Origin of the sequence: Kribbella rubisoli (genome assembly GCF_004217145.1) — a bacterium.
In the GTDB taxonomy this organism is placed as follows: Bacteria; Actinomycetota; Actinomycetes; order Propionibacteriales; family Kribbellaceae; genus Kribbella; species Kribbella rubisoli.
Genome location: NZ_SHKR01000013.1, coordinates 79,388 through 105,855 on the forward strand (window position 1 = coordinate 79,388; position 26,468 = coordinate 105,855).

Sequence of the window (26,468 nt, forward strand, 5' to 3'; positions counted from 1 at the left end):
TCAGCAAGCTGCGGGAGCGGAATTCGTTGCGAAATGACCGTTTAGCTTCGGAATCCCTTGTTCTGATCGCCAAGGTTTGACAGTATCGCCCGCGACAGACGGTTCCTAGGGGGTTCCATGAGTCCTCGTCACCAGCGCGTCATGGGGCGTCGCGCGGTCCTCAAGGGGATGTCGCTGTCCGCGCTCGGGGCCGGAGGGGTGCTGGCGGGCTGCGGGATCCCGCCGGCCAGGCAGAGCGCGGACAGCTGCATCAGCACCGACATGTCGGGCTCACAGAAAACTCTGAACTTCTCCAACTGGCCGAGCTACATGGACGAGTCCGACGAGAAGGTCAACGGCAAGACGGTGCTGCCGACCCTGGAGGACTTCCAGAAGCAGTCCGGGATCACGGTCACCTATACCGCCGACGTCAACGACAACGCCGAGTTCTACGCCAAGGTGCGCGACCAGCTCGGCAGCTGCCAGTCCTGCGGCCGGGACATCTTCGTGCTGACCGACTGGATGGCGGCCCGGATGGTCGGGCTCGGCTGGCTGCAGAAGCTCGACCACGCCAAGATCCCGAACGTCGACCAGCAGCTGCTCAAGCAGCTCAAGGCACCCGCCTGGGACCCGAACCGCGACTACAGCGTGCCGTGGCAGAGCGGCCTGACCGGCATCGCGTACAACGCCAAGGTCACCAAAGAAGTCCGCAGCATGAACGACCTGCTCACTCGCGGCGACCTGAAGGGACGCGTCACGCTGCTGTCGGAAATGCCGGACACGATGTCGTTCATGCTCAAGCTGGTCGGCGCCGACCCGGGCAAGTTCAACGACGCCGACTGGAGCAAGGCGCTGGACAAGCTCCAGGAGTACGTCGGCTCCGGGCAGGTCCGACGCTTCACCGGCAACGACTATGTGCAGGACCTGAACGCCGGCAACATCGCCGCCTGCGAGGCCTGGTCCGGCGACGTGATCGCGATGCAGGCCGACAACCCCGACATCAAGTTCGTGGTGCCGGAAGAGGGCCTGATGCTGTGGTCGGACAACATGCTGGTGCCGAACAAGGCGACCCACAAGACCAACGCCGAGGCGTTGATGAACTACTACTACGAGCCCGAGGTCGCTGCCACGCTGGCCGACTGGGTGAACTACATCTGCCCCGTGACGGGTGCGAAGAAGGCGATGGAGACCGTCGATCCGGACGTGGTCGACGACCCGCTGATCTTCCCCGACGAGGCCACGCTGGCCAAGACGGCCTCGTTCATGCCGCTCGACACGGCCAAGGCAGCCCTCTACGAAACCGACTTCAACCTCGCGATCGGGGGCTGATAAATGAGCAGCGACCTAGTTCTCAACGGAATCAGCAAGCAGTTCAGCGGGCAACGGGCGGTCGACAACCTCGATCTGACCGTCCCGTCCGGCTCGTTCTTCGCGCTGCTCGGACCGTCCGGCTGCGGGAAGACCACCACGCTGCGGATGATCGCCGGCCTCGAGGAGCCGACCACCGGCACGATCCGGCTCGGCGAGCAGGAGATCACCGGACTGCGCCCGTACAAACGCCCCGTCAACACGGTCTTCCAGAACTACGCGCTGTTCCCGCACCTCGACATCTTCGAGAACGTCGCGTTCGGGCTGAAGCGGCGCGGCGTCAAGGATTTCAAGCCGAAGGTCGAGGAGATGCTCGGCCTGGTCGAGCTCTCGACGTACGGCAAGCGGCGGCCGTCACAGTTGTCCGGTGGTCAGCAGCAGCGGGTCGCGCTGGCCCGGGCGCTGATCAACCGGCCGCAGGTGCTGCTGCTGGACGAGCCGCTCGGCGCGCTGGACCTGAAGCTGCGGCGGCAGATGCAGCTGGAGCTGAAACGGATCCAGACCGAGGTCGGCATCACGTTCGTACACGTCACTCACGACCAGGAAGAGGCCATGACGATGGCCGACACCATCGCGGTGATGAACGGCGGCGTGATCGAGCAGATGGGCTCGCCGGCCGAGCTGTACGACCTGCCCGCGACGACCTTTGTGGCGAACTTCCTCGGCCAGTCGAACCTGATCCGGGCCACGATCATCGGACAGGCCGAGGAGAACATCACCGTCGACGTCCACGGCCGCAAGGTGACCGTGCCGCTGCCGCGGTGCCGGGTCACCGAGGGCGACGTCTGGATGGGGATCCGGCCGGAGAAGGTGTTCATCGCGGCGGCCGGGACCGAGCAGAGCAACGGGTCGAACCAGTTGCGCGGCGCAGTGGTGACGGACGTCAGCTACGTCGGCGTGAGTACGCAGTACCTGGTCAAGCTGCCGTGGGACCAGGAGCTGACGATCTTCGAACAGAACACCGGCGCGCGGGGTACGTTCGGGGTCGGTGAGACCGTCGACCTGCACTGGTTGCCGACGCACACGTTCGTGCTCGACGCCGACCAGGACGCGCACGCCGGGGTCGAGCACATCGACGATCCGGGTGGTGCCGGATGAGCGCGGTCGGCCAACTCGGGGCAGCATCGGCCGCACCGCCCGCGAAGGTCGAGCGCTCCGGCCGGCGGTTCACCGGGTACCTGTTGCTGCTGCCCGGCGGGCTGTGGCTGCTGCTGTTCTTCGTCGTACCGCTGGTTTCGTTGCTGGCAGCAAGTTTGTACGACCCGAACGGGTCGATCGAGTCCGGGTTCAAGATGACCTGGCACTTCCAGAACTTCGTCGACACGATGGCCGACTACGCCCGGCCCTTCGGCCGGTCGTTGTGGTACTCGTTGCTGACGACGCTGTTCTGCCTGCTGCTCGGGTACCCGCTGGCGTACGCGATCGCGATGAAGGCCGGCCGATGGAAGAACTTCATGCTCGCGCTGGTGATCGCGCCGTTCTTCACCAGCTTCCTGATCCGCACGCTGTCGTGGAAGCTGCTGCTGTCGGACAACGGGTTCGTGGTCGACGCCCTGAAGTGGCTGCACATCCTCGGTCCGGACGGACGGTTGCTGGCGACAACGACCGCCGTGGTGACCGGGCTGACGTACAACTTCCTGCCGTTCATGGTGCTGCCGCTGTATGCCTCGCTCGAACGCATCGACCCCCGGTTGATCGAGGCGGGTGGTGACCTGTTCGCCAATCCGTTCACGACGTTCCGGACGGTGACGCTGCCGTTGTCGATGCCGGGCGTGGTCGCGGGGACGCTGCTGACCTTCATCCCGGCGGCCGGCGACTACATCAACGCGCAGCTCCTGGGTACGCCGAAGCAGCGAATGATCGGCAACGACATCCAGCGGCTGTTCTCGGCCGGCGCGTATCCGACCGCGGCCGCGTTGTCGGTGACGCTGATGGCGGCGATCGTCGTACTCGTGCTGGTCTACGTACGGCGGGCCGGGACGGAGGAGCTGCTATGACTGTATCGATGCCACGACTCCGTCGCGGCGGGTCATGGGGCTGTGACTCCCGTCCTTCCCTCGTCGTTCCGGTCGCTTCGCTCCCTCCACTCCTCAGTCCAGGACGGGAGGCCCCATGACCAGGGCCGGTCGCTGGATCAGGCAGCGCTTGATCCTCGTGGTGGCGTTGCTCGTACTGCTCTATCTCTTCGCGCCGATCTTCGTCGTGATGCTGATGTCGTTCAACGAGCCGAAGAGCAAGCTGTCGTACACGTTCGACGGGTTCACCTGGGCGAACTGGCAGCATCCGTGCCGTCCGTACGGGTTGTGTGACGCGGTCAGCACGTCGCTGCGGATCGGGTTGCTGGCGACGGTGATCGCGACGGCCCTCGGGACGTTGATGGCGTTCGCGATGGTGCGGCATCGATTCCGCGGGCGGGCCGGGGCGAACCTGTTCATCTTCCTGCCGATGGCCTCGCCGGAGATCGTGCTCGGCTCGTCGCTGCTCGCTCTGTTCGTATCGAGCGGCTTCGGCGGCAAGCTCGGGTTCTGGACGGTGCTGATCGCGCACGTGATGTTCTGCCTCTCGTTCGTGGTCGTCACGGTGAAGGCGCGTCTGACCGGGATGGATTCGCGGCTCGAACAGGCGGCGATGGATCTGTATGCCAACGAGTGGCAGACGTTCTGGCGGGTCACGTTCCCGCTGGTGTTCCCCGGCATCCTGGCCGCGGCGCTGCTGAGCTTCTCGTTGTCGTTCGACGACTTCATCATCACGAACCTGAACGCCGGTACGACCGTGACGTTCCCGATGTTCGTGTGGGGGTCGGCGCAGCGTGACATCCCGCCGCAGATCAATGTCGTCGGTACGGCGATGTTCCTGCTGGCGCTCGTGCTCGTCCTAGGGGGTGAGCTGGCCCGACGCCGGCGTACCCGATGAAACTGGCAGCTCTCGCCGAGGCCGAACCGCGAGTCTTCTGGCTCGAGGACAAGTCGGCTCCGGAACCGCTGCCTGCCTTGCTCGGTCCCGTGACCGCCGACCTCGCGGTGGTCGGGGGCGGTTACACCGGTCTGTGGACGGCGTTGCGCGCGAAGGAGCGCTACCCGTCGCTGGACGTCGTACTGCTGGAAGGCGACGTCTGTGGTTCGGCCGCCAGCGGACGTAACGGCGGCTTCTGCGACGCGAGCCTCACGCACGGGTACGCCAACGGGCTGGCGCGTTGGCCGACCGAGATTGACGAGCTGGAACGCCTCGGGCTCGAGAACCATCGTGCCCTCGGCGACACGATCGCGCGCTACGGCATCGACTGCGACTGGCAACTCACCGGCGAACTTACCGTCGCCACCGAACCCCACCATCTCGAAGAACTCGCAGCGGAGGCCGCCGACCGCCCCGGGGCGCGGCTGCTCGACCAGGACGCGGCTAGGGCGGAGATCCATTCCCCTACCTACTTGGGCGCCTTGTTCGACCCGTCCCGCACGTCTCTGATCGAGCCGGCCAGGTTGGCCTGGGGACTGCGGCAGGCCTGCCTGGATCACGGCGTACGCATCCACGAACACAGCGCTGTCACCCGGATGCACTCCAGATCGTTGTACACGGCAACTGGTTCGGTCCGCGCCGACCGGATCGCGCTGGCGACCAACGCCTTTCCCTCGCTGTTGCGACGTTTGCGGCTCTACACCGTCCCGGTCTACGACCTGGTCCTGGTCACCGAGCCGCTGTCCGCCGCCCAACTGACGTCGATCGGCTGGCAGCGCCGTCAGGGGGTCGGCGACGCGTCCAACCTGTTCCACTACTACCGCCTCACCCGCGACAACCGCATCCTCTGGGGCGGGTACATGCCGCTGTACTACTTCGGCAGCCGCATCGACCCGTCGCTGGAGCAACGGAACTCCATCCACACGATGCTTGCCCGGCACTTCTTCCAGACCTTCCCCCAACTCGAAGGCCTGCACTTCACCCACCGCTGGGGTGGCGTCATCGACACCAGCACCAGATTCTGCGCCTTCTACGGCACCGCCCACGCCGGCCACACGGCCTACGCCCTCGGCTACACCGGCCTGGGGGTAGCCGCCACTCGCTTCGGCGCCGACGTAATCCTCGACCTCCTGTACGCCGAATCCACCCCTCGCACCAGCCTCCAAATGGTCCGGGACCGCCCCCTCCCCTTCCCACCCGAACCCCTCCGCGCAGCCGGCATCCACCTGACCCGCTGGTCCATGCACCAAGCCGACAAGCACACCGGCCACCGAAACCTCTGGCTCCGAACCCTCGACCGCTTCGGCTTGGGCTTCGACTTCTAGCCCAACCGGACGACGCGCGGACCTGTTCGGGGCTCGGCCTCCGATCCTCGACCGCGCGCTACCGATTCCTTTTCCAACCTCCGCAGGTCTACAAGGCAACTGCGAGAGAGGACTATGAACGGTGGAGAGTGTTTCTGCAATGAACCAGCAGCTGACCCGAGCCTTCGCCAGCACCCGCGCGGTGCTGACCGAGGTACAAGCGGCCCACTTGGATGCGCCGACTCCGTGTGTGTCATGGGACGTACGCGCGCTCATCAACCACTTCATCAACTCGGCCCAGTGGGCCGCGGCCACCGTGGGCGGACACGAGCACACCGAGGAGGACTATGTGCCCGGCGACTTCCTAGCCACCTACGACGACAACATCAAGGCCACCCAGACAGCCTTCGACTCTCCCGACGTCCTGGACCAGACCATCGAGCTGCCATTCGGGAAGTTCTCCGGCACCGACATCCTGAACATGCTCGTCAGAGACCAGTTCGCCCACGGCTGGGACCTAGCCCGCGCCATCAACCACCCCACCGACCTGGACCCCGGCCTAGCCTCAGAACTCCTCACCCAAGCCCACCTCGACAACCTCGACCCCTACCGAGGCCCAAACGGCCAAGCCATCTTCGGCCCCGCGACACAGCCTCCCCTCAACGCGTCCCCCGCCGACCAACTAGCCGCCTTCCTCGGCCGCCCATGCTGAGGTTCGGCGCCGGCCCAGAGCCCTAGCCGGCCGCGCAGTAGGTGCTCGAGGGTCAGCTTCAGCTGACGATCAGCAGCGGCCCACCACCGAGCTCCTACGCTGGTCCGAGAGCCTTTGACAAGTCCTCGGCGAGCGCCGAGACAGAGGCGGCGACAAGGTCCGGATCGCCGATGCCGGACTCGGCGCGGCCTGCCATCTTCGCGCCGAGGGCTGTCGGTCCGGCGGCGAACAGTTCCCGGAGGTAGACGATCGCTGTCTCGGTCGCCGAGGCGCTCACGGCATCGGCGCGCAGTTGCTCGAACACGTCGGCCAGGGCCGCGGTTTCGGTGTCGATGAGGATCCGGTAGATGTCGTGGGCGTCCTTGTCCTGCAGGCGATTGGGGTTGGTGTCGTTGACGCGTTCACCGATCTTGAAGAGCTTGGCCACGAGGAGCGCGCCGCAGCCGGCGACCTTGACGGTGGACCGGCGGCCGTCAGCCGGGTCCAGTGCGGACACCTCCATCGGCGAGTTGTCGATCAGGACCGGCTCGAGTCCGTCGGCCCTGCGGGTGGCGCTCTTGCTGTGCGGTGGGATCCGCCCGCCGCGGGTCTTCTTCCCGCCTTCGGTGAGCGACGCCGGGACCATCAGGTCGACCGGGATGCCGGCCGAGTTCAGCCAGGCGCCGGGCTGCCTGCTGTTCCGGTTCTGGCGGAAGCCCGCCCTGGTCATCGCATCTTCGAGCAGCGGGTCGTCATCCAGTTGACGGGGATCGACCGCCAGGTCGCTGTCCTTGGTCGTCTCGGCCAGAGCGACCGCCGCCGCCGAGGTCCGCAGGTAGACGGCCTGAGCGCCGATGACGGTGACGGAATCCCGGTGTGAATCCAGCGCTGCAAGCACGTCGAGCAGTGCGGAGCGCGACTGGACCAGCAGATCAGTCCTGCTGGCGCCAGGTTCGTTCATTGCGTGCCATCCATTCGATGAGTTCTTCGCCCTCGGACGGGTTCCGTCCCGGGCCGGTCAGTAGGTCGACAGCAACTTGGGCCGGTGCCGCGATCTGGTAGCCGCCATCGGCACGGACGCGGGTCCGGGCGAATACGGCGGTGCTCAGCGGTTCGGCTAGTACGACGTTCGCGCTGGTCTCAACGGGGCGCAGGTCCCACGTGGCGGACGCGCGCGCCACGTCGGGGGTGTAGATCATCGCCGACCTGGCCGGAGCGTAAGGCGACCACTCGGCGGCGGCCAGCGTGCCGGTCACTGCGTACTCGACGTCGGACTCGGCAACGCGCGACAGGAATCTGTCCAGGCCACGGGGCGCGAGCCAAGTGGTCGTCCGGTTACTCGCGACGAGTTCGTAGTCCCGGCTCCACCGCCGCAGCAACGGCTGCCATTCGGGCACAACAACCTGCGAGCTGTGCCGCTCGACCAGTCCCTCTTCCTCGAGGAACTGCACAACGCGGTATACCGCACCAGTCGACGCACCCGAGGTTTCGACCAACGCCCGGATCGGCCACGGCCGGTCATAGTCCAGCAGCGCCCGGACCACCTGGGCGGCCGGCGCGCCCTTCAAACTGCCGCGCGGCCGGCCGGGACCGCGCCACGGATCGCGATCCGCGCCCCGATCGGAGACGAACAGGCCGGGTGTCGGCGACGTGATCCGGACGTTGCCGGTGGCGTCGACGAACGACAAATCGGCCTCGATCAGCTTCTGGCGAACTGGAGGCGACAGGTAGCGCGCCGCCACCACCCCAGTGACCGCCGGACTTCCCGTGACATCAGTGGCGTACCTGGTGATCTGGTCGTGGATCGCTTGAACGTCGCGGCTCTCGACTGTGCGCTTGACCTCGAACACCAATCGGCGCAGTGCACCATCGGGAGAGCGAAGATCAACGATCCCGTCGCCGCCTCGATCACGCGAAGACGTGACTGCACGCACCTCCCACCCCTCGGGTAACCGCTCTGAGAGGATCTCCTTGCCCCGCGCGAGAACATCAGCCTCCGTGAGCGGCGCCGGCGATATAGCCACGACCCACCTCCTGTTCGAGAAATAGTACGACTCCGCTGTCAGCGGAATCAACTAATTTCCCGAACAGGCTTCCGCGGGGGGCGACACGGGATCCCGCTGTGGGCGATCTGCTGGCGTCACCTAGCTGTCGACCGCGCGGCAGAGCGAAGGTCCGACGGTGGCCGGGAGGGATGCACGGCTCTGAGCCGGGGTAGTCGCCGCGAGCGCCGGCGAGCAAGTCCCGGGCGGCAGCCCGCAACACGCCAGCGGAAGCTGGCCAGGTGCCGGCGATGAGCCGGTGGGTGGGAGCGCGTAGCGCGCGGGGGTGCTTTTACAGGAGGGATTCGGCTTCTTTGAGGACTGATCTGAGGATGGATTCTATTTCGTTGAAGTGGGACTGGTCGCAGATCAGGGGTGGGGAGAGTTGGATGACGGGGTCGCCTCGGTCGTCGGCTCGGCAGTAGAGGCCGGCGTCGAAGAGGGCTTTGGAGAGGAAGCCGCGTAGCAAGCGTTCGGATTCCTCGTCGTTGAAGGTTTCCTTGGTGGTCTTGTCCTTGACGAGCTCGATTCCGTAGAAATAGCCCGCGCCGCGGACGTCGCCGACCATGGGCAGGTCGAGCAGCTTCTCGAGTGTCGCCCGGAAATCCCCCTCCCGGCTCCGGACGTGCTCGTTGATGCCTTCGCGCTCGAAGATGTCCAGGTTGGCCAGCGCGACCGCGGCTGATACGGGATGGCCACCGAAGGTGTAGCCATGGGCGAATGTGGTGTCCCCGTGCAGGAACGGCTCGATCAGCCGGTCCGTCGCGATCATCGCGCCGAGCGGCGAGTAGCCCGACGTGATGCCCTTCGCGCAGGTGATGATGTCCGGCTGGTATCCGAACCGCTCGGCTCCGAACATGTGGCCCAGCCGGCCGAAGGCGCAGATCACCTCGTCGCTGACGAGCAGTACGTCGTACTCGTCGCAGATCTCGCGGACGCGTTCGAAGTACCCCGGTGGCGGCGGGAAGCAACCACCGGCGTTCTGCACCGGTTCCAGGAAGACGGCGGCGACTGTCGACGCGCCTTCGTTCTCGATCGCGACCGCGATCTGGTCGGCGGCCCAGCGGCCGAAGGCCTCCGGGTCGTCGCCGTGGATCGGGGCGCGGTAGATGTTCGTGTTGGGCACCCGGAAGGTGCTCGGCACGAGGGGCTCGAACGGCTCCTTGAGCTCCGGCAGTCCGGTGATCGACAGCGCGCCGTGCGTCGTACCGTGGTACGCGATCGCGCGGCTGATCACCTTGTGCTTGCCCGGTTTGCCGGTGAGCTTGTAGTACTGCTTGGCCAGCTTCCACGCCGACTCGACCGCTTCGCCGCCGCCGCTGGTGAAGAACACCCGGTTCAGATCTCCGGGCGCGTACGACGCGACCCGCTCGGCCAGCTCGATCGACTTGGGATGTGCGTACGACCAGAGCGGGAAGAAGGCCAGCTCCGAGGCCTGCTTGGCGGCCGCCTCGGCGAGCTCCGTCCGGCCGTGGCCGAGCTGGTTGACGAACAGACCCGCGAGACCGTCCAGATACCGCTTGCCGCGGGCGTCGTAGATGTACACCCCGTCGCCGCGCACGATCACCGGCACTTCGCCGGACTGATAGCTCGACAACCGGGTGAAATGCATCCACAAGTGGTCGCGCGCCGACTGCTGCAGGTGGTCGAAGTCGGGCGTATCGGACGGCATAGTGCTTCCCTCTTCTCCAGGCTGGCCGGTCCCGCCATCGTGCCCGGAAAAGCACATCCAAGCAAGTGATTTCGTGCCAGATGAGCCGATAGTCTATCGATGTCAGCAGTCATGGACCGTATCCAACGCGGAATCCGTAGGGAGCTTCGTGGACACCTTGTTCGTGAACGGCGCGGTCTTCGACGGGACGTCGTACCGGCCGGGGCTGAGCGTCGGCATCCGCGACGGCCGGATCGCAGCCGGGCAACGGACGGCGAAGACGCAGATCGTCGATCTCCAAGGCGGGCTGTTGCTCCCCGGATTCGTCGACGCGCACATCCACCCGGTGCAGGGCGGGCTCGAGCGCGCCCGATGCGATCTCGCGCCCGCGCACGGCCTCCCGGCGTACCAGGAGACGATCCAGCGGTACGCCGATCAGCACCCTGACGTGGAGTGGATCGTCGGCGGCGGCTGGCACCAGCCCGACTTCCCCGGCGCCGCACCGCGCGCGACCGACCTCGACGCAGTCACCGGCAACCGCCCCGCCTTCCTCGTGAACGCGGACCACCACGGCGCCTGGGTCAACACAGCAGCACTCACCCAAGCAGGCATCGACCGCAGTACGCCGGACCCGCCCGACGGCCGGATCGAACGCGGACCAGACGGCTCCCCGACAGGAACCCTGCACGAGGGCGCGATGGACCTCGTCGGCCGCCACGTCCCACCAACCACGCACGCCGAGCTGGTCGCGGCGCTCGAAGACGCGCAGGCTTACCTGCACTCGCTCGGCGTCACCGGCTGGCAGGACGCGATCCTCGGCGACTACGCCAACATGCCCGACGCGACGAACGCCTATCTCACCCTCGCACGCGCCGGACGACTGACAGCGAGGGTCGACGGCGCGCTCTGGTGGCAGCGCGACCGCGGCGCCGAGCAGATCCCGGACCTCGTCGTACGGCGAAACGCAGTAGACCACTCGCGCTTCCGCACCGGCACCGTGAAGATCATGCAGGACGGTGTCGCGGAGAACTTCACCGCCGGAATGCTCCAGCCGTACTTCGACGGCTGCGGCTGCCGTACTGCGAACACCGGCCTGTCGTTCGTCGACCCGATCGAGCTGCGCGACAACGTCACCCGACTCGACGCGGCCGGATTCCAGGTGCATGTGCACGCGATCGGCGACCGCGCGGTCCGTGAAGCACTCGACGCGTTCGAACACGCCCAGCAGCGCAACGGCGACACCGACCGCCGGCACCACATCGCGCACCTGCAGGTGGTCCATCCGGACGACATCGCCCGCTTCGCGCAGCTGAACGTCACCGCGAACATGCAGGCACTCTGGGCGATGTACGACCAGCAAATGGTCGATCTCACCGTGCCCTATCTCGGTCCGGAGCGGACGAGTTGGCAGTACCCCTTCGGCGCATTGGCGAGGTCGGGTGCGCGGCTGGCGGCGGGATCGGACTGGCCGGTGTCGAGCCCGGATCCACTCGCAGCGATCCACGTCGCGGTCAACCGGCGCGACGAATCCACAGCGGAGCAGTTCTTCCCCGAGCAGGCGCTCGACCTCGCGACCGCGCTCACGGCGTACACCAAGACCAGCGCGTGGGTGAACCACGCCGACGACACCGGCCAGATCCTCCCCGGCGCGCTCGCGGACCTCGTCGTGCTCGACCGCGACCCGTTTACCACCCAGCCGGACGAGATCGCCGCGGCCCGCGTCCGGGCGACGTACATCGAAGGCGAGTGCGTGGTCGAATCGAGCAGATAGGAACCGTTATGGACACCATCACCAACATCGTCGACGGCAAGCCGGCGGCAGCGCTCAGCGGCGCGACGTACGACGTGATCGCGCCGGCGACCGGTTCGGCGTACGCGCGGGCGCCGTTGTCGGGCAGTGAGGACGTCGACCAGGCGATGACCGCGGCGGCGCGAGCGTTCGAGAGCTGGCGGGACACGACACCCGCCGAGCGGCAGCTGGCGTTGCTGCGGATTGCGGACGCGATGGAGCGGCGGGCGGACGAGTTCGTCGCGGTGGAGAGCCGGAACACGGGCAAACCGCTGGCGATCACGGTCACCGACGAGATCCCGCCCTGCGTCGACCAGCTGCGGTTCTTCGCGGGCGCGGCCCGCCTGCTCGAAGGGCGGTCGGCCGGTGAGTACATGGCGGGCCACACGTCCTGGGTACGGCGGGAACCGATCGGCGTCGTCGGACAGGTGACGCCCTGGAACTACCCGTTGATGATGGCGGTCTGGAAGATCGCGCCGGCGCTGGCCGCCGGGAACACCGTCGTACTCAAGCCGAGCGACACGACGCCGATGTCGACGGTGCTGCTCGCCGAGGTGGCGCAGGAGTTCCTGCCGCCGGGCGTGCTGAACGTGGTGTGCGGGGACCGCGACACCGGGCGGGCGCTGGTGGATCACGACGTACCGCAATTGGTCGCGATCACCGGCTCGGTGCGCGCCGGGATGGAGGTCGCGTCCTCGGCGGCGCGGAAGCTGAAGCGGACCCATCTCGAGCTCGGCGGCAAGGCGCCGGTCGTGGTCTTCGACGACGCGGACCTGGAGAAGGCTGCCAAGGCGATCGCGGCCGCCGGGTACTTCAACGCCGGCCAGGACTGTACGGCGGCGACGCGCGTGCTGGCCGGTCCGCGGATCCATGACGACTTCGTCGACGCGCTGACCGAGCAGGCCAACCACACCCATACCGGCGAGCCGGACGACCCACAGGCGACGTACGGCGCGTTGAACAACGAGGCACAGCTGCACCGGGTCGACGGGTTCGTCCGCAGCCTGCCCGACCACGCGGCCGTCCGCACCGGCGGCGCCATCGTCGGTGAGCGCGGCTACTTCTACGCGCCGACCGTCGTGTCAGGTCTGCAGCAGGACGACGACGCGATCCAGCAGGAGATCTTCGGCCCCGTCATCACCGTGCAGCGCTTCACCGATGAGGACGAGGCACTCCGCTGGGCGAACGGCGTCGAGTACGGCCTCGCGTCGTCGGTGTTCACCCGCGACCACGGTCGCGCGATGCGGATGAGCCGCCGTCTCGACTTCGGCTGCGTGTGGATCAACACGCACATCCCGATCGTCGCCGAGATGCCGCACGGCGGCTTCAAACACTCCGGCTACGGCAAGGACCTGTCCATGTACGGCCTCGAGGACTACACCCGCATCAAGCACGTCATGTCGAACATCGAGGACTAGATCACCTCGAGATAGTCCCTGTCCGGCAACGCCGGGAACGGCGCGTGCGGCTCGGTCTGGTACCAGTACGACATCGACGCGAGGTCGTCCTGGAGTTGGAGGAAGCGACCGTCGCGCCGCCAACCGAGCGCCTGGACGGTGACGCGGAGGTCCTCGGTGAACCGGATCGTGTCCTGGATGTGCCAGCGGTAGAGCCCGAAGCGCTGCTGGTTGTCGGAGAACCCGCGCGGCTCGATCACCTGCGGCATCCCGAGGTTCGGCGTGGTGAACGTCGCGTACTGCCCTTGCGGATGCTCGAACGCCCAGGCACCGCCGAAGTAGTCCTCGGTGCCGGTGCCGCAGATCGTCGGGTATTCGTCGTCCCCGTCGAGGTAGAACTTGAACTCGCCCTCACCCCACCACCCGCTGTTGAACGTCCAGCCCGTTGAAGTCAGCCATGGGCAACAACCCTATGGCGTCGGGGATGCTGGTGAGTACGCTGCGGTGAACCAAATGGCACCGACTAGTCGTACTGGATCACTGCATGAGCCGCATTGCCATCGATGGCGGTCAGTCCGCTCTTCGACTCCGTGTTCTCCCGTCCGGCCGGACCGGCGAAGGGCCCGGCTACACGCACGGACCGGATGCGCTCCGGAGGATGCTCGACGCGATCGGCGCGGCTGCAGCGGAGGCCGAGGTGACGGGGCGGATCGAGATCGTTGCCCTCGGTCTCACCGGGTACCCGCAGGCGTCCGGCGCGGCGGACAGGTTCGCGGCTGACGTCGGCGAGTTACTGAACGCCGACGAGGTGCGACTGACCCAGGACATGGTCACCGCGCACGCAGGGGCGTTGCCCGAGGGGTACGGCGTGGTGGTTGCTGCGGGCACCGGACTGGTCTGCCTCGCGGTCGACCGGGACGGTACGTGGCGCAAACTGGACGGGCACGGGTACCTGTTCGGAGACGCCGGCAGCGCGTTCGCGATCGGTCGCGCCGGGCTGGTCGCCGTACAGCGCTCTCGCGACGGTCGCGGGCCGGTCACCAAACTCGCTGACACTGCGCTCGATCCGGTCACGCTGTACCGCTCATCGACGCTGGTCGACGACGTGGCCCGGTTCGCTCCCGAAGTACTGCGGTGTGCGGCCGAGGGCGATCCGGTCGCGCACGAACTCGTCGTACGCGCGGCTGAGGACATCGCCGAGACGATCGGTGCCGCGGTTGCGCAACTGACCGGCGAGGGACCTGTGCCGGTTGCTTGTGTCGGCGGTCTGTTCAACGGCGCGGGCGAGCAGTTGCTGAATCCGGTCCGCGACGCCCTCCCGTCCCGCGCTCGGCTGACGCCGGCGGCCGGCAATTCGCTTGATGGTGCTGAACGGCTCGCAAGCGGACCAGCCGGAACGTACGCCGAACTGATCGTGACGCATCGCCGATGAGAACGCTTGCCCGTGGCAGCCTCGTGGTGTCCTGCCAGGCGGGCCCTGAGAACCCGATCCACGGACCCGCTGCGATGGCGCTGATGGCGCAGGCCGCCGAGGCAGGCGGCGCCGGCGCGATCCGGGCCAACGGGCCGGACGACGTCGCAGCGATCCGCGCGGTGACCGACCTGCCGATCGTCGGGCTGCACAAGCTCGGTGATCCGGCCGGCGTCTTCATCACCCCGACGTACGAGTCTGCCGCCGGTGTCGTCGCGGCCGGCGCGGATCTGGTCGCGCTCGACGCAACCCTCCGACCGCGGCCCGACGGATTGCGACTCGAACCGCAGATCGCGCGGATCCACGACGAACTCGGCGTACCCGTGATGGCCGACGTGGACAGCCTCGAAGCCGGCCTCGCGGCCCGGGACGCGGGCGCTGATTTCGTCGCCACGACGCTGTCCGGATACACCGACGGCCGTACGCCGAACGGGCCGGACATCGACCTGGTCCGCCGGCTTGCGGCACAGCTGACCTGTCCGATCGTCGCCGAAGGCAGGATCCGTACGCCGGACGACGTCCGTGCCGTCTGGGATGCGGGCGCGTACGCCGTCGTGGTCGGTACCGCGATCACCAACCCGATGGAGATTACCGCCCGCCTGGTCGGCGCCCTTCGGGTCCGATAGAGACTTGTCACATGCGCCTGCTTGACCGCCGTACGCGGCCCTTCGCCGAGACGACCTCGATAATTCCGGTGTTGGCCGTTTATCTTGGCTTCCATCGTCAGATCAGTGCCGGTATGACAGTTGGAGCCCTCTCGTGACCGAACTCCTCCTGGCCGCGACGTCCCTTGACGTCACTCCGCCGCCCGGCCATCGGCTGGACGGGTACGCCGCCCGCGCCGGTCTCGCGACCGGTACTGCGGACCCGTTGCGCGCCACGCTGATCTGGCTGTCGAGCGTGGACGACCCCGGTGTGCTCTGGCTCACACTAGACGCGATAGCGGTCAGATCCGGGCTCACCCGTGAGCTCGCGGAAGCCGCCGGCGCCGCGGCCGGTATTCCGCCGTCGCACGTGGTCGTTTCCGCGTCGCATACACACTCGGGGCCGTCGGGATGGACCGGTGAGATTCATCCCGTCATCCCGGCTGAGCAGGAGCGTTCACTGGTCGACTCGCTGGTCGGTGCCGTGCGGGGCGCCGGGCTCGAGCGGCAGCCGGTGACCGCGTCGTGGCGTTCGGTGGAGGTGATCGGCGTCGGCACCAACCGGCACCGCCGCAACGGTCCGCACGACAACACCGCAGGCATCCTCGCGCTGCACTCGCTGTCCGGCTCGCTCGAGGCGGTGCTGCTCGACTTCGCGTGCCACCCGACGACGTACGGCCCGGAGAACATGCGGTACTCCGCCGACTGGCCCGGCGCCGCCCGCGCTGCCCTGGCCCCCGCGGTCGTCGGGTTCCTCCAAGGCGCGGCCGGCGACGTCAGCCCTCGCTTCACCCGCCAGGGGCGCGGCGCCGCCGAAGTCACCCGCCTGGGCAGTCTGCTGGCAGGTCGGGTCCGCGAGGCGTTGGCCGGGCCTGGCCTGGAATTACCCCAGTCGGTGCCCGCGATCCGCCGTACGACGCTGACCCTGCCCGTCCGGAACATCCCACCTGCCGACGAATCCGAGAAGCTCGCCACCGCCGTCGAAAAAGTCGTCACCGCCGCCGAACAGGCCGCAACCGCATCCGGACCCGTCGGAACCGTCCAGGCCACCGTCGACGACCCCTCCGGCCGCATCTCCCAAACCCGCCTCGACGGAGCCCGCGGCCAAGCCCTGATGGCCGCCGCCACCCTTCCCCCGACCCTCGACCTCCCCGTCAGCGCCATCACCATGGGCGACGTCTGCTGGATCAACCTCCCGGTCGAACTCTTCGCCGTCCACGGAGCCTGCCTCCAGTCCGACAGCACCCACCCCATAACCCGGGTAATCGGCTACACCGACGGCTACTACGGCTACGTAGTAGACCCCTCCTCCGCCGAAGCAGGCACCTACGAGGCCCTAATAACCTACTTCGACCAACCCACCACCAACCAACTCCTCACCGAAACAGCCACCTTCGTCAACCAGTAGCCACCTAAGACCAGCCCCCGCACGCTCGCCGAACCCAGCTGACGCGCCCTAAGCGCCGGTGGTTCCGTCTATTTGTTCGCGGAGGATGTCGGCGTGGCCGTTGTGGCGGGCGTGTTCTCGGAGGAGGTGGGTGTAGATCCAGCGGAGGGATACCTCGCCGCCGGCGGGGTGGGGGACCTGGTGGTCGAGGGGGTGGGCGGCGGTGATTCGGCGGGACTCGGCGCAGGTCTGCTCGAAGGCGGTGATCGTGGCGCTGACAGTTTCGGTGTCGGACACCTGCCAGCTCTCGTCGCCGCCGCGGGACTCGCCGGGGATCTCGTCGCGAGGGCGGCCGGCGAGGATGTGCTGGAACCAGTTGCGTTCGACTCCGGTGAGGTGTTTGACCAAGCCGATCGGCGTGGTCTCCGACGGCACCAGCCGGCGGCGGGCATCCGCCTCGGAGAGGCCGCGGAGTTTGTCCACCGTGACCGCCCGATGTGAGTCCAGGAAGGCGTCCAGGATCTCGCGTTCTCCCGCGGTACGAACCAGGTCTTCCATCTAGAGCACCAGTTCCGGTTGGAGTTTCTTGGCGGGCCAGACGCGTTGTTTGCGGGCGGCCAGGGTCGACGCGGCCAGCGCGACCGCGAACCATGCTCCCAGCGCGAGCAGGTCGCGGCCGAGGGACGTGCCGGGGCCGCCGTACATGAGGTGTCGTACGCCGTCGATGGCGTAGCTCATCGGGAGGGCGTGGTGGAAGAGGTACAGCGGCGCCGGGATGGTCTGCCACGGGAACGTACCGCCGGCGCTCACCAGCTGGACGACCATCAGCACCAGACCGAGGAACTTGCCCACAGCACCGAACCACGCCGACAAGGCGTGCAAGATCGCGACGAAGGTGAACGACGTCAGGATCAGAAAGCCGACCGTCAACCAGGGATGGGCGGCGTGGATACCCAAGCCCAGGACCACAGCAACGAACACGAGCGTCGCCTGGATCGCGCCGAAGAGGGCCGGAGGCAACCAACCGCCGAGAGCGACGCGGAACGGCGATTGCAGCGCAGCGAGCGCCCGCGGTGACAGCGGCCGCACGAGCAGGAACAGCACGTACGCACCGATCCAGCAAGCCAGGCTCAGAAAGAACGGCGCCAGACCAGCGCCATAGCTGTCGGCCGTCGCCTGCGAAACGTTCTGCAAGGTGACAGGAGCTCCCAGCGTCTCGGCAACGGCCTTTCGCTGATCGGCAGACGGGTTCGGGATCTGCTTGACGCCATTCGCCAACCCAGTGTTCAGCTGCGTCGCACCGGTCTTCAGCTGACCCACGCCAGTGGCAAGACTGTTCACACCGGTCAGCAACTGCCCCTGCCCCACCACAGCCTGCTTCTCTCCAGTCGCAAGCTGCTGCGCACCGGTCTGCAAACTCCCCAGCCCAGTCTTCAGCTGAGCAGCACCACTGCTGAGCTGATCCGCCCCATCAGCCGCCGCGCTGATCCCAGTCGTCAGCGCAGGCGTCGCGTTCGCCAGCGCAGCCGCGCCGTTCGACACCTTCCGTGCCCCGACGGCCAGCTGGTTGAGCTGCTTGGACGTCGATTGGATCTTGGTGTTCGCCCGTACGACGGGAGCACGCAGCTTCGCCGTCTCCAGCAGAACCTCGCGAATCTGATGCTGGCTGAAGCCCTGAGCCTTCAACCGCGCAGTGAGCTGAGTGTCAAAGGTCGAGAGGTCCTTCACCAACGTGCTGGACGCGGTAGCGACCTGCTTCCCAGCACCAGCGATCTTCTCGTTGCCATCGGCAACCTGATCCGCACCGGCGGCCAACGACTTGGTCTGCTTCGGCAACGTCGACGTCTTCCGCTTCAACGTACCCAGACCGTTGTCCAGCTTGGAAGCACCGGCAGCCAGCGAGTTCGCGCCCTGCGACGCCTGCGCAGTACCCGTCGCCAACTGCGTCGCACCAGCGGACAGCTGCTTCTGCGCAGTGTTGAGCTGGGCAGCACCGGTCTGCAACTTCCCGACCCCGGTCGCCGCCGAGGCCAGCCCCTGCGACAACTGCGCAGCACCGGCAGCCGCCGAGCCCACCTGCTTGTGGATCGTGTTGTACCCCGCCAGCAGCTGCGACGCTGCCGTCTCGCTGACCTCTGACGCAACCGTCTTCGTCACCTGCGCTACGACCTGGTTGGCGATCGTGTGCGCGATGTAGTTGTTGGCGTCGTTGGTCAGCAGCTCCAGCTGCGCCTGACGCGGCGTGAACTCCGCACTCGACGCGAGATCGGATGAGAACGACTTCGGCAGTACCAGCGCGAACTCGTACTTCCCGTCCGACACCCCCGACGTCGCGTCCGCGCGGTCGACCTGATGCCAGTCGAAGCTCTTGGACTTCACCAGCTCCGCGGCGACCTCCGGTCCGACGTTCAGCTTCTCGCCGGTCGCCAGCGTCGTACCAGCGTCCTCGACGACGACCGCGGTCGGGATCTTGTCCAGCCGGCCGTACGGATCGTGGTTCGCGTACAGGTACAGCCCGCCGTACAGCACCGGCACCAGCAGCAGCGCGACCACGGCCAGCTTGGGCAGCCGACCGGCCGTCAGACGCCGCAACTCGCTCAGAGCCATCCGCAAGGCGGTCACTCGTCCTCCTCCTCAACTGCATCGATCGGAGCAACCGGAGCCACCGCGGTGACCTGCACCGGGTCAGGCTGGTCCGTCTCGCCCATCCGCGCCGCCTTCACGTCCAGCAGCCGAGCGGAAGCGTCAGAGCACGTGATGATCACGCCATACCCCTGCGACGCCAGATCGCGCCCCAGCATGAACCAGCCATGCGGATCACCACCGTGTCGATCCGGCATGGTCAGAATGACCACCTGTACGTCGGGACGCGCCACAGTCAGCTCCGCGAGCAGTCTGGTCCGTACTGCGACCGGCAGGTGCTCGAACCGCTTACCGGCATGCTCCGCGGCGTCATGCTCGTCCAGCCACTCCAGCACGGCCTTCCGACCCGCCTTGCGACCGGCGATGGCCAACTCCTCGCCGACAACCGTCTGAACCGGCAGAGCGTCATCCGGCTCGGTAATGCCTGGCGCGTCGACCACGGCGACCCGTCGCCGAAGTACAGCCGGGTCAGCCAGACCGTCGAGCCGCACTGTGCCGGTGTCCGGCTTAAGCCGCCCGGACAGACCCAGCGCGGCCGCAACGTGCCCAGCACCCGGGTATCCGGTCAGCAGCACCACCTGATGATCTGCGACCGACACCGACGTGGCGTGCAGCATCGTCGCGTGCGGACCCTGCACGCTGATCCTGGTGGCCTCGAGCTCCATCCCGCGTTCCCCGATTCAATACGGTTGTGTATTCAATACAGAACTGTATCCTACTCGTATGGAAACGCCCAAGCGCCGCCGCTCCAACACCCGGGCCCGCCTGCTCGAAGGTGCGTTGGAGGTGTTCGCCGAGCGCGGGTTCCACGGCGCGTCGGTGGAGGACATCTGCGAGCGCGCCGGCTTCACCCGCGGCGCGTTCTACTCGAACTTCGCGTCCAAGGACGAGCTGGTCCTCGCGCTCTTCCAGGCCACGACCGACCGGCTGCTCGAGCAGATCGAGGCGCTGCTCCCCGAGCTGGCGAATCAGCCCGGCACGCTGCTGGACGCAGTACTAGGGCTGCTCGACGAGGCCGCGCCGGACCAGCGGCAGTGGCACCTGATCTCCACCGAGTTCACGCTGCACGCGCTCCGCGACCCGGAGGCGGCGCAGGCGCTCAACACGCAGCGAGCGATGTTCCGCGACAGCCTGACGAAGCTGGTCGAGCAGATCACCGAGACGAGCGGACTCACCCTCAGCGTGCCGGCGGAGCAGTTCGTCCGCCTGGTCATCGCCGTACATGAGGGCGCCCGCTCCCAGAGCCTCCTCGAGCCGCGCAAACTACCGCCCGGCGAGCTCGAGCACACCTTCCTGCCGATGGTCCTGGAAGCGGTCAGCCGACCTTCACGTTGACGGTGTGCAGGCCGGTCGAGCCGTTCGGCGCCGGGGGCGCGGAGGATTCGATCTGTGCGTTGCCCTTGTCGTCGGTCGCCCGGACCTGCAAGACATGCGACCCGCGCGTCGCGTCCCAGGTCCAGTGCCACTGCCGCCAGGTGTCGATCGACGCGTCCGTCGCCAGCGTGGCTTGTTGCCATGGGCCACCATCGACGCGGACCTCGACCTTCGACACGCCGACGTGCTGGTCCCACGCCACCCCGGCCACCGTGACCGGACCCGGGTCGAGCTTCTTGCCGCCGGGTACGTCGATCCGCGAGGACAGCTTGATCGGTCCGAGCTCGGACCATCCGCGCGGCGTCCAGTACCCCTGGAACTGGTCGAACCGCGTCACCTCGATATCCACCAGCCACTTCGTCGCCGACACGTAGCCGTACAGCCCGGGTACGACGATGCGCACCGGGAACCCGTGTTCGACCGGCAGCGGCTGCCCGTTCATCGCGAACGCGAGCATCGCCTGCCGATCGTCGAGCAGCGTCGGAAGCGGCGTACCGGCGGTGAACCCGTCCGTCGACATCGACTGGATCGCGTCCGCATCCTTGGACGGACCGGCTTCTTCGAGCAGATCCTTCAGCAGTACGCCGGTCCAGAGGGCGTTCCCGATCAGGTCGCCGCCGACCTCGTTACTCACGCAGGTCAGCGTCACCCACTTGTGGATAACCGGCCGTTTCATCAGGTCGTCGAACGAAAGCGTGAGCTCGCGGTCGACCATCCCGTGGATGCGCAGCTTCCAGTCCGAGGGCGCGATCTGCGGCACGGAGAGCGCGGTGTCGATGCGGTAGAAGTCCTCGTTCGGAGTCGCCCAGGGTACGGCGCCGTCCGCCTGGACGCCGGCCGGCGGGGTGAGGCTCGGCGGCTGCGGAAGCTGGAGCTGTTTGCGAGCGCTGGCGACCGCGGCGCGGTTCCCGCCGACGACCTTGCCGAGCAGAGCGAACGCCGCCGAGCCGATCGCGACCCCGCCCGACAGCTGCAGGAACCCGCGGCGGCTGACGCCGTCGTCGGGATGATCGATGAGCGGTTCGAGCCGACGGCTGAACAGGCGCAGGATGAGGAGCGCCGTACCGCCGGCCAACGCCGACGGAAGGAATCCGGTCTGCCCGGAATCCGCGCGGGTGAAGGCGGCGATGATCGCGACAGCGCTCAGCCCGATCGTGATCAGCGCGCCGGCCCAATACCGGCGTACGGCGAGAATCCCGCCGACCGCGGCGAGGATCACCACGACGATCAGGATGCCGACCCGGAGCGCGGTCTTGTCGTGCGTGCCGAACCACGAGATCGCGAGGTCCTTGAGCCACGGCGGCACCCGGTCGATGAATGCAGACCCGATCGCCACGACGGGCGTCTGCGGGGTGCCGAGGATCCCGGCCGCCACGCTGCCGACCGCGAGTCCTGCGAGTGCCGCGAGTATGCCGCCGACGGCTCCGCGCCATCTGGTTCCGCCGGGGGCCTTCGGGTCAGCCTGTTGCTTCACTTCTCAACAATTGCGCGACGGGGCGCCCGACACCAGCCGGGCGCCCCATTCGTTAGTCGCGGGTAATGCTTGTCTCAGATTCGGTCAGGGGTAATGGGTCCGAGCCCGGGCCGGCCGTTCGGCCAGCGGCGGGCGTTGTCCCGGACCCGGCGGAGCTTGCCGAGGACGAGGTCCCGCTCATCGGCGAGCTGGGACATCCAGAGGCTGTCGATCTCGAGCAGGTGGTCCGGCAGTGCTTCGCGCAACCGCCGCTTCCCCTCCTCGGTCAGGACGGCGAACGAGCCGCGGGCGTCGTCGGGGCAGGGCTCCCGGCGTACCAGCCCGAGGTTCTCGGCTCGGTCGACCAGCCGGGTGATGCCGCCGGTGGTGACGGTCAACTCCCGGGCAAGCGAGGTCAAACGCTGCTTCTCACCGTGGCTGCGGGCAAGCCGCAGCAACAGTTCGAACATTGCCATTTGCAGTCCACTGCGCTTCAGAGAATGGCGCATCAGGTGATCCAGCTCGGCTGCTGCTTCTCGCAGCAGCCCGTAGGCCGTCAGCACGTCGCTTTCCCAGGGTTCGGCGGCGCGAGTGGGTTCTGCATCGGCGAGCGCTAGGGGCGAGCAAAGCGAAGGCGCGATGGTCATGCGCGGACTCTATTAGCTGACTAGGTCACTTCGCTACACGGGGTGACCTTTCGGCTACAGATCGACCCGCAATCGCAAGAACCCCGAGCGTAGCCGACGATCTGGTCTAGCACGGAGTTTTTCCACCTGCGCCAGGCGTGGATCGGTGAGAGGATGACCGTTCCGCTCGCTGGGGAGGGTGTGTATGCCGGCTATCCAAGCGGCCGATCTGGTCAAGGAATTCAGCCGGCCCGCCGTGCTCCCGGGGCGGTTGCCCAGGTTGCGCGCCCTGTTCAGCACCAAGCGCGAGACTACTCGTGCCGTGAACGGCGTCAACTTCGAGATCGAGCCGGGGGAGCTGGTCGGGTATCTCGGCCCGAACGGCGCCGGCAAGTCGACGACGATCAAGATGCTGACCGGGATCCTCACCCCGACCTCCGGTGTCTGCCGGGTGGCCGGGCTGGAGCCGTCCCTCGACCGCGCCCGCAACGCCCGCAACATCGGCGTGGTCTTCGGCCAACGCACCCAGCTCTGGTACGACCTGCCGTTGCGCGACTCGTTCGAAGTACTCGCGGATCTGTACGACCTCGACCGGTCGGCGTACCTGCGGCGCGTTGGGCTCTTTACCGAGCTGCTCGATCTGGAGGACTTCCTCGACACCCCGGTTCGCTCGTTGTCGCTGGGCCAGCGGATGCGCGGCGACCTGGTCGCGGCGATGCTGCACGAGCCGTCGATCCTGTTCCTCGACGAGCCGACCGTGGGGCTCGACGTGGTCGCGAAGGCCCGGTTGACCGAGTTCATCGCGGAGACCAACCGCACCGACGGCACGACGGTCGTCCTCACCACGCACGACATGGACGACGTCGAACGGCTCTGCCAGCGGATCATCGTGATCGACTCCGGCACGGTCCTGTACGACGGTGACCTGTCACGGCTGAAGGAACGCTTCATGCCGCACCGCTTCCTGGTGCTGACACTTGCCGACCGCAGCATCCGCCGGGTCACCGATATGCCGTACGCGACCGAGGTGGAGACAAGTGCGGTCGGTGCGGTCCTGCCGTACCCGGACCGCAGCGTCGTACTGCGTTTCGACCCGCGAGAGATCACCACGCCGGAGCTGATCGCCCGGGCGTCGCAGGTATACCAGGTGGACGAGCTGTCGATCGTGGATCCGCGCCTGACCGACGTGATCGCCCAGCTGTACGACGGTTTGCTCACGTGAGTACGTCGCCGCAGGTCCGCGCGTTCCGCGGCATGACCCGCGCTGGAACGCGGTCGGTGCTGATCTACCGCGGCGACCTCCTCACCGGTGCGGTGACGCTCGTCATCCAGGTCGTGCTCGCGATCGCTGTCTGGCGGATCGTGTACGGCGGACGCGGGCCCGTCAACGGTGTGGACGCCAGCACCGCCGTCGCGTACGCGGCGATCGCGGCGTGCCTGCAGTCGGCGCTGCTGCCGTGGCAGTTCTCGTCGCTGCCGATGCGGATCCGCAGCGGTCAGATCGCCACTGACCTGACCCGGCCGCTCGGTCTGATGTGGCAGGCCCTGGGACAGAACCTCGGTGTACTGCTCGCCCGGCTGCCGCTGGCTGCTGTCGGTCTGGCGGCCGCCGGCGTCCTCGGTGCATTGGTGCTGCCCCCGGATGGAGCGGCGCTGCTGCTCGCGGTCGTCGCCACGGTGGTCGGAGCGTTGATCGCGATGCTGTGCAACTTGATCGTGTCCATGGTGGCGTTCTGGACGCTCGAGATCAGTGGGCCGCTGATCGTCTACCGGTTCGGCAGTTCGTTCTTGTCAGGGTCGCTGATTCCGCTGTGGTTCATGCCGGGGTGGCTGCGGTCGTCGATCGAGTGGTTGCCGTTCCAGGCGCAGGTCTACACGCCGGTGTCGCTGTATCTGGGTCAGACCCGCGGGATCGAAGCGCTGGCTCTGGTGGGGATGCAGCTGGTGTGGTTCGCGGTCCTCACGCTGCTCCTGCAGGCGGTCTGGCGGCGAGCCCGGCACAAGGTGGTGGTCCAAGGTGGCTGATCACGGGCCGTCGTGGTTCCGGCAGTACGTGATCCTCGAACGCGCCGCGTTGCGGGCCCAGCTCCAGTACCGCGTGAACTTCTGGACCACGTTGATCGGCGGCGTGGCCTTCCAGGGAACGCAGTTGCTGTTCCTGGGCGTGCTGCTGTCGAAGTTCGGGATGATCGCGGGCTGGGGGTTTCCGGAGGTCGCGTTCGTGTTCTCGATGCGGCTGGCCTCGCACGCGTTGTACGTCGTACCGTTCGGCTCGCTGATGATGACCGACTTCATCGTGCGCGAGGGTGACTTCGACCGGTATCTGCTGCGTCCGGTCAGTCCGTTCCTGCAGTTGGTCACGCGTGAATTCCGGTTGATGGCGCTCGGGGACGGGCTCCTGGGGTCGGTGCGCTGATCATCTTCAGCTGGCACGCGCCCGTCGACTGGACGGCGCCGAAGCTCGTCTACCTGATCCTCGCGGTCGTCGGCGGCAGCCTGGTCGAAACCGGCATCCAGACCTTCTTCTGCGGCCTGTCCTTCCTGGCCACCTCGACGTTCTCGCTCCGGATCTTCGCCGACGACATGATCACCCGTTTCTCCGGCTACCCGCTGACGATGTTCGGCCGCGGTGTCTTCTTCGGCTTCTGCACGGCCTTCCCGATGGCGTTCATCGCGTTCCTTCCCGCCACGGTCCTGCTCGGCCGCGCCGCCGACGTACCCCTTCCCGGCTGGCTCATCGTGGCGTCGCCGGTCGTCGGGCTCGCGGTTTTCGCGCTCGGGTACGCCTGCTTCGTCCGCATGCTCCCCAGGTACACGAGCCCCGGTAGCTGACCCAGCGAAGGGCCTGTGGATAACTTCCGCGGCGGTCCGGCGATTTTTGCGAGGCTTCTCTCGTGAGGTTGTCGACCGGCGGATCGGGGAGTCAGATGAGCGACAGCAGCGAGGAACAGTCACCGTTCGGCCGCGGGTTCATCGCGGCGAGCATCGTCATCGGCGCGGTGGTGGTCTGCGGCGCGGTGCTGCTGATCGGGAGCTTCACGTCCTCCGGCACGGCGCCGGCGGTTGGACAGGCTCAGCAGCAAGCTGTCGTGCCTGGTCGCTCGGAGCCGGTTGCTCCTGCGACACCGGTCAGCTCTCGTCCCGCTAGCTCGACCGGCTGCAACCGCAGTACTGGCGATCAGTCGGTCCCGCAGCAGCCGCCCGCGGTGGACGGCTGGGAGGTGAGCAGCCGCATCGTCGTACCCCGTTCGTCCGGGTTCGGGCCGGCGAGGACGGACGCCGACGGGTTCCGCCGGTGCTTCGCTCATTCGCCGACCGGGGCGGTGTACGCCGCCTACAGCGCGTACGCCGCGATGGCCGATCAGGACAAGGTGGTCGCCACGGCGCGCAAGCTGATGGTGCCCGGCCCTGGCACCGACGCGCTGATCCGCGAGCTGCAGACCGACCAGTCGGCCAGCGGGTACACCGTGCCGCAGGTCGCTGGGTACCGCGTGATCGACGCGAGCCCGGATCGCGTCAGCCTGATGCTCGCCACCTCGGTCAACTCGGCGTACATGAGCCTCACGCTGACGCTCGTGTGGCACGGCGGCGACTGGCTCTTGCAACCACCCGCGGCCGGCGAGCCGGTCGGCGCGCCGTTCGCCCAGCACCGTGACCTGTCCGACTTCGTTGCCTGGAGTGGTGTCTGATGTGCGGA

At 67.4% G+C, this 26,468-nt stretch carries 26 protein-coding genes; 17 read left to right on the forward strand and 9 right to left on the reverse strand.

Features of this window, described 5'->3' with window-relative positions:
• Positions 1 to 117: 117 nt before the first annotated feature.
• The 6 genes from EV645_RS20375 (at position 118) to EV645_RS20400 (ending at position 6,315) form a co-directional block, all read left to right on the forward strand.
• Positions 118 to 1,308, forward strand: coding sequence for a polyamine ABC transporter substrate-binding protein (locus EV645_RS20375; protein WP_130445556.1), 1,191 nt, complete (start codon positions 118 to 120; stop codon positions 1,306 to 1,308).
• Positions 1,309 to 1,311: 3 nt separating this feature from the next.
• Entirely contained in the window at positions 1,312 to 2,445 is a 1,134-nt protein-coding gene (locus EV645_RS20380; protein WP_130445557.1) for an ABC transporter ATP-binding protein, read from the forward strand.
• A complete protein-coding gene (locus EV645_RS20385; RefSeq protein WP_130445558.1) occupies positions 2,442 to 3,344 on the forward strand; it encodes an ABC transporter permease in 903 nt (300 codons plus the stop codon). Before EV645_RS20380 ends, EV645_RS20385 begins: the two co-directional genes overlap by 4 nt.
• Before the next feature lie 115 nt (positions 3,345 to 3,459).
• On the forward strand, positions 3,460 to 4,260 hold the full coding sequence (locus tag EV645_RS20390; protein ID WP_130445559.1) for an ABC transporter permease: 801 nt from the start codon (positions 3,460 to 3,462) through the stop codon (positions 4,258 to 4,260).
• A complete protein-coding gene (locus EV645_RS20395; protein WP_130445560.1) occupies positions 4,257 to 5,624 on the forward strand; it encodes an NAD(P)/FAD-dependent oxidoreductase in 1,368 nt (455 codons plus the stop codon). The genes EV645_RS20390 and EV645_RS20395 overlap by 4 nt, the downstream gene beginning before the upstream one ends.
• A 139-nt stretch (positions 5,625 to 5,763) precedes the next feature.
• Positions 5,764 to 6,315, forward strand: coding sequence for a TIGR03086 family metal-binding protein (locus EV645_RS20400; protein ID WP_130445561.1), 552 nt, complete (start codon positions 5,764 to 5,766; stop codon positions 6,313 to 6,315).
• Between the two features lie 94 nt (positions 6,316 to 6,409).
• On the opposite strand, the gene EV645_RS20405 is transcribed toward EV645_RS20400, so the two are convergent.
• The 3 genes from EV645_RS20405 to EV645_RS20415 form a co-directional block, all read right to left on the reverse strand.
• Positions 6,410 to 7,255, reverse strand: a complete 846-nt coding sequence (locus EV645_RS20405) for a GSU2403 family nucleotidyltransferase fold protein (RefSeq protein WP_130445562.1) — start codon at positions 7,253 to 7,255, stop codon at positions 6,410 to 6,412.
• Entirely contained in the window at positions 7,227 to 8,318 is a 1,092-nt protein-coding gene (locus EV645_RS20410; protein ID WP_130445563.1) for a helix-turn-helix domain-containing protein, read from the reverse strand. The genes EV645_RS20405 and EV645_RS20410 overlap by 29 nt, the downstream gene beginning before the upstream one ends.
• 310 nt (positions 8,319 to 8,628) lie before the next feature.
• Positions 8,629 to 10,008, reverse strand: coding sequence for an aspartate aminotransferase family protein (locus EV645_RS20415; protein ID WP_130445564.1), 1,380 nt, complete (start codon positions 10,006 to 10,008; stop codon positions 8,629 to 8,631).
• 148 nt (positions 10,009 to 10,156) lie between these two features.
• On the opposite strand from EV645_RS20415, the gene EV645_RS20420 reads away from it, so the two are divergent.
• Positions 10,157 to 11,758, forward strand: a complete 1,602-nt coding sequence (locus tag EV645_RS20420) for an amidohydrolase (protein WP_130445565.1) — start codon at positions 10,157 to 10,159, stop codon at positions 11,756 to 11,758.
• Between the two features lie 8 nt (positions 11,759 to 11,766).
• A complete protein-coding gene (locus EV645_RS20425; protein ID WP_130445566.1) occupies positions 11,767 to 13,194 on the forward strand; it encodes a gamma-aminobutyraldehyde dehydrogenase in 1,428 nt (475 codons plus the stop codon).
• Here the strand turns inward: EV645_RS20425 and EV645_RS20430 are convergent.
• On the reverse strand, positions 13,191 to 13,628 hold the full coding sequence (locus EV645_RS20430) for a DUF2961 domain-containing protein (protein ID WP_242000641.1): 438 nt from the start codon (positions 13,626 to 13,628) through the stop codon (positions 13,191 to 13,193). The two genes, EV645_RS20425 and EV645_RS20430, sit on opposite strands and share 4 nt — an antisense overlap.
• Before the next feature lie 89 nt (positions 13,629 to 13,717).
• Between EV645_RS20430 and EV645_RS20435 the strand changes: the two genes are divergently transcribed.
• From EV645_RS20435 to EV645_RS20445, 3 genes are all read left to right on the forward strand, one after another.
• Positions 13,718 to 14,605 (forward strand): N-acetylglucosamine kinase, encoded by an 888-nt coding sequence (locus EV645_RS20435; protein WP_130445567.1) that lies wholly within the window; start codon positions 13,718 to 13,720, stop codon positions 14,603 to 14,605.
• A complete protein-coding gene (locus tag EV645_RS20440; protein ID WP_130445568.1) occupies positions 14,602 to 15,270 on the forward strand; it encodes an N-acetylmannosamine-6-phosphate 2-epimerase in 669 nt (222 codons plus the stop codon). The genes EV645_RS20435 and EV645_RS20440 overlap by 4 nt, the downstream gene beginning before the upstream one ends.
• Before the next feature lie 133 nt (positions 15,271 to 15,403).
• Complete coding sequence (locus EV645_RS20445; protein ID WP_130445569.1) at positions 15,404 to 16,696, forward strand: hypothetical protein; 1,293 nt, start codon at positions 15,404 to 15,406, stop codon at positions 16,694 to 16,696.
• 48 nt (positions 16,697 to 16,744) lie between these two features.
• On the opposite strand, the gene EV645_RS20450 is transcribed toward EV645_RS20445, so the two are convergent.
• Genes EV645_RS20450 through EV645_RS20460 form a run of 3 tightly spaced genes read right to left on the reverse strand, consistent with a single transcriptional unit; the run spans position 16,745 to position 19,983 of the window.
• Complete coding sequence (locus tag EV645_RS20450; protein ID WP_130445570.1) at positions 16,745 to 17,233, reverse strand: DinB family protein; 489 nt, start codon at positions 17,231 to 17,233, stop codon at positions 16,745 to 16,747.
• Positions 17,234 to 19,297 carry a YhgE/Pip domain-containing protein gene (locus tag EV645_RS20455; RefSeq protein WP_130445571.1) on the reverse strand — a complete coding sequence of 688 codons (2,064 nt, stop codon included), beginning with the start codon at positions 19,295 to 19,297 and terminating at the stop codon, positions 17,234 to 17,236.
• Positions 19,294 to 19,983, reverse strand: coding sequence for an ATP-binding cassette domain-containing protein (locus EV645_RS20460; RefSeq protein ID WP_130445572.1), 690 nt, complete (start codon positions 19,981 to 19,983; stop codon positions 19,294 to 19,296). Before EV645_RS20460 ends, EV645_RS20455 begins: the two co-directional genes overlap by 4 nt.
• 58 nt (positions 19,984 to 20,041) lie before the next feature.
• Here EV645_RS20460 and EV645_RS20465 point away from each other — a divergent pair, with 58 nt between their 5' ends.
• Positions 20,042 to 20,653 (forward strand): TetR/AcrR family transcriptional regulator, encoded by a 612-nt coding sequence (locus tag EV645_RS20465; RefSeq protein WP_130445573.1) that lies wholly within the window; start codon positions 20,042 to 20,044, stop codon positions 20,651 to 20,653.
• Here the strand turns inward: EV645_RS20465 and EV645_RS20470 are convergent.
• Together EV645_RS20470 and EV645_RS20475 are read right to left on the reverse strand one after the other, a co-directional pair.
• Positions 20,634 to 22,166: a molybdopterin-dependent oxidoreductase gene (locus tag EV645_RS20470; RefSeq protein WP_130445574.1), complete on the reverse strand. Its 1,533-nt coding sequence runs from the start codon at positions 22,164 to 22,166 to the stop codon at positions 20,634 to 20,636. The two genes, EV645_RS20465 and EV645_RS20470, sit on opposite strands and share 20 nt — an antisense overlap.
• Positions 22,167 to 22,240: 74 nt before the next feature.
• Entirely contained in the window at positions 22,241 to 22,792 is a 552-nt protein-coding gene (locus EV645_RS20475) for a MarR family winged helix-turn-helix transcriptional regulator (RefSeq protein ID WP_242000539.1), read from the reverse strand.
• A 184-nt stretch (positions 22,793 to 22,976) separates the two neighbouring features.
• On the opposite strand from EV645_RS20475, the gene EV645_RS20480 reads away from it, so the two are divergent.
• The 5 genes from EV645_RS20480 (at position 22,977) to EV645_RS20500 (ending at position 26,460) form a co-directional block, all read left to right on the forward strand.
• Entirely contained in the window at positions 22,977 to 23,993 is a 1,017-nt protein-coding gene (locus tag EV645_RS20480) for an ABC transporter ATP-binding protein (RefSeq protein ID WP_130445575.1), read from the forward strand.
• Positions 23,990 to 24,796, forward strand: a complete 807-nt coding sequence (locus tag EV645_RS20485) for an ABC transporter permease (RefSeq protein ID WP_130445576.1) — start codon at positions 23,990 to 23,992, stop codon at positions 24,794 to 24,796. Before EV645_RS20480 ends, EV645_RS20485 begins: the two co-directional genes overlap by 4 nt.
• Positions 24,789 to 25,187: an ABC-2 family transporter protein gene (locus EV645_RS43195; protein ID WP_157997116.1), complete on the forward strand. Its 399-nt coding sequence runs from the start codon at positions 24,789 to 24,791 to the stop codon at positions 25,185 to 25,187. Before EV645_RS20485 ends, EV645_RS43195 begins: the two co-directional genes overlap by 8 nt.
• A gap of 2 nt (positions 25,188 to 25,189) precedes the next feature.
• Positions 25,190 to 25,603: an ABC-2 family transporter protein gene (locus tag EV645_RS43200; RefSeq protein ID WP_277877087.1), complete on the forward strand. Its 414-nt coding sequence runs from the start codon at positions 25,190 to 25,192 to the stop codon at positions 25,601 to 25,603.
• A 95-nt stretch (positions 25,604 to 25,698) separates the two neighbouring features.
• Positions 25,699 to 26,460, forward strand: coding sequence for a DUF8175 domain-containg protein (locus EV645_RS20500; RefSeq protein WP_130445579.1), 762 nt, complete (start codon positions 25,699 to 25,701; stop codon positions 26,458 to 26,460).
• Positions 26,461 to 26,468 lie beyond the last annotated feature (8 nt).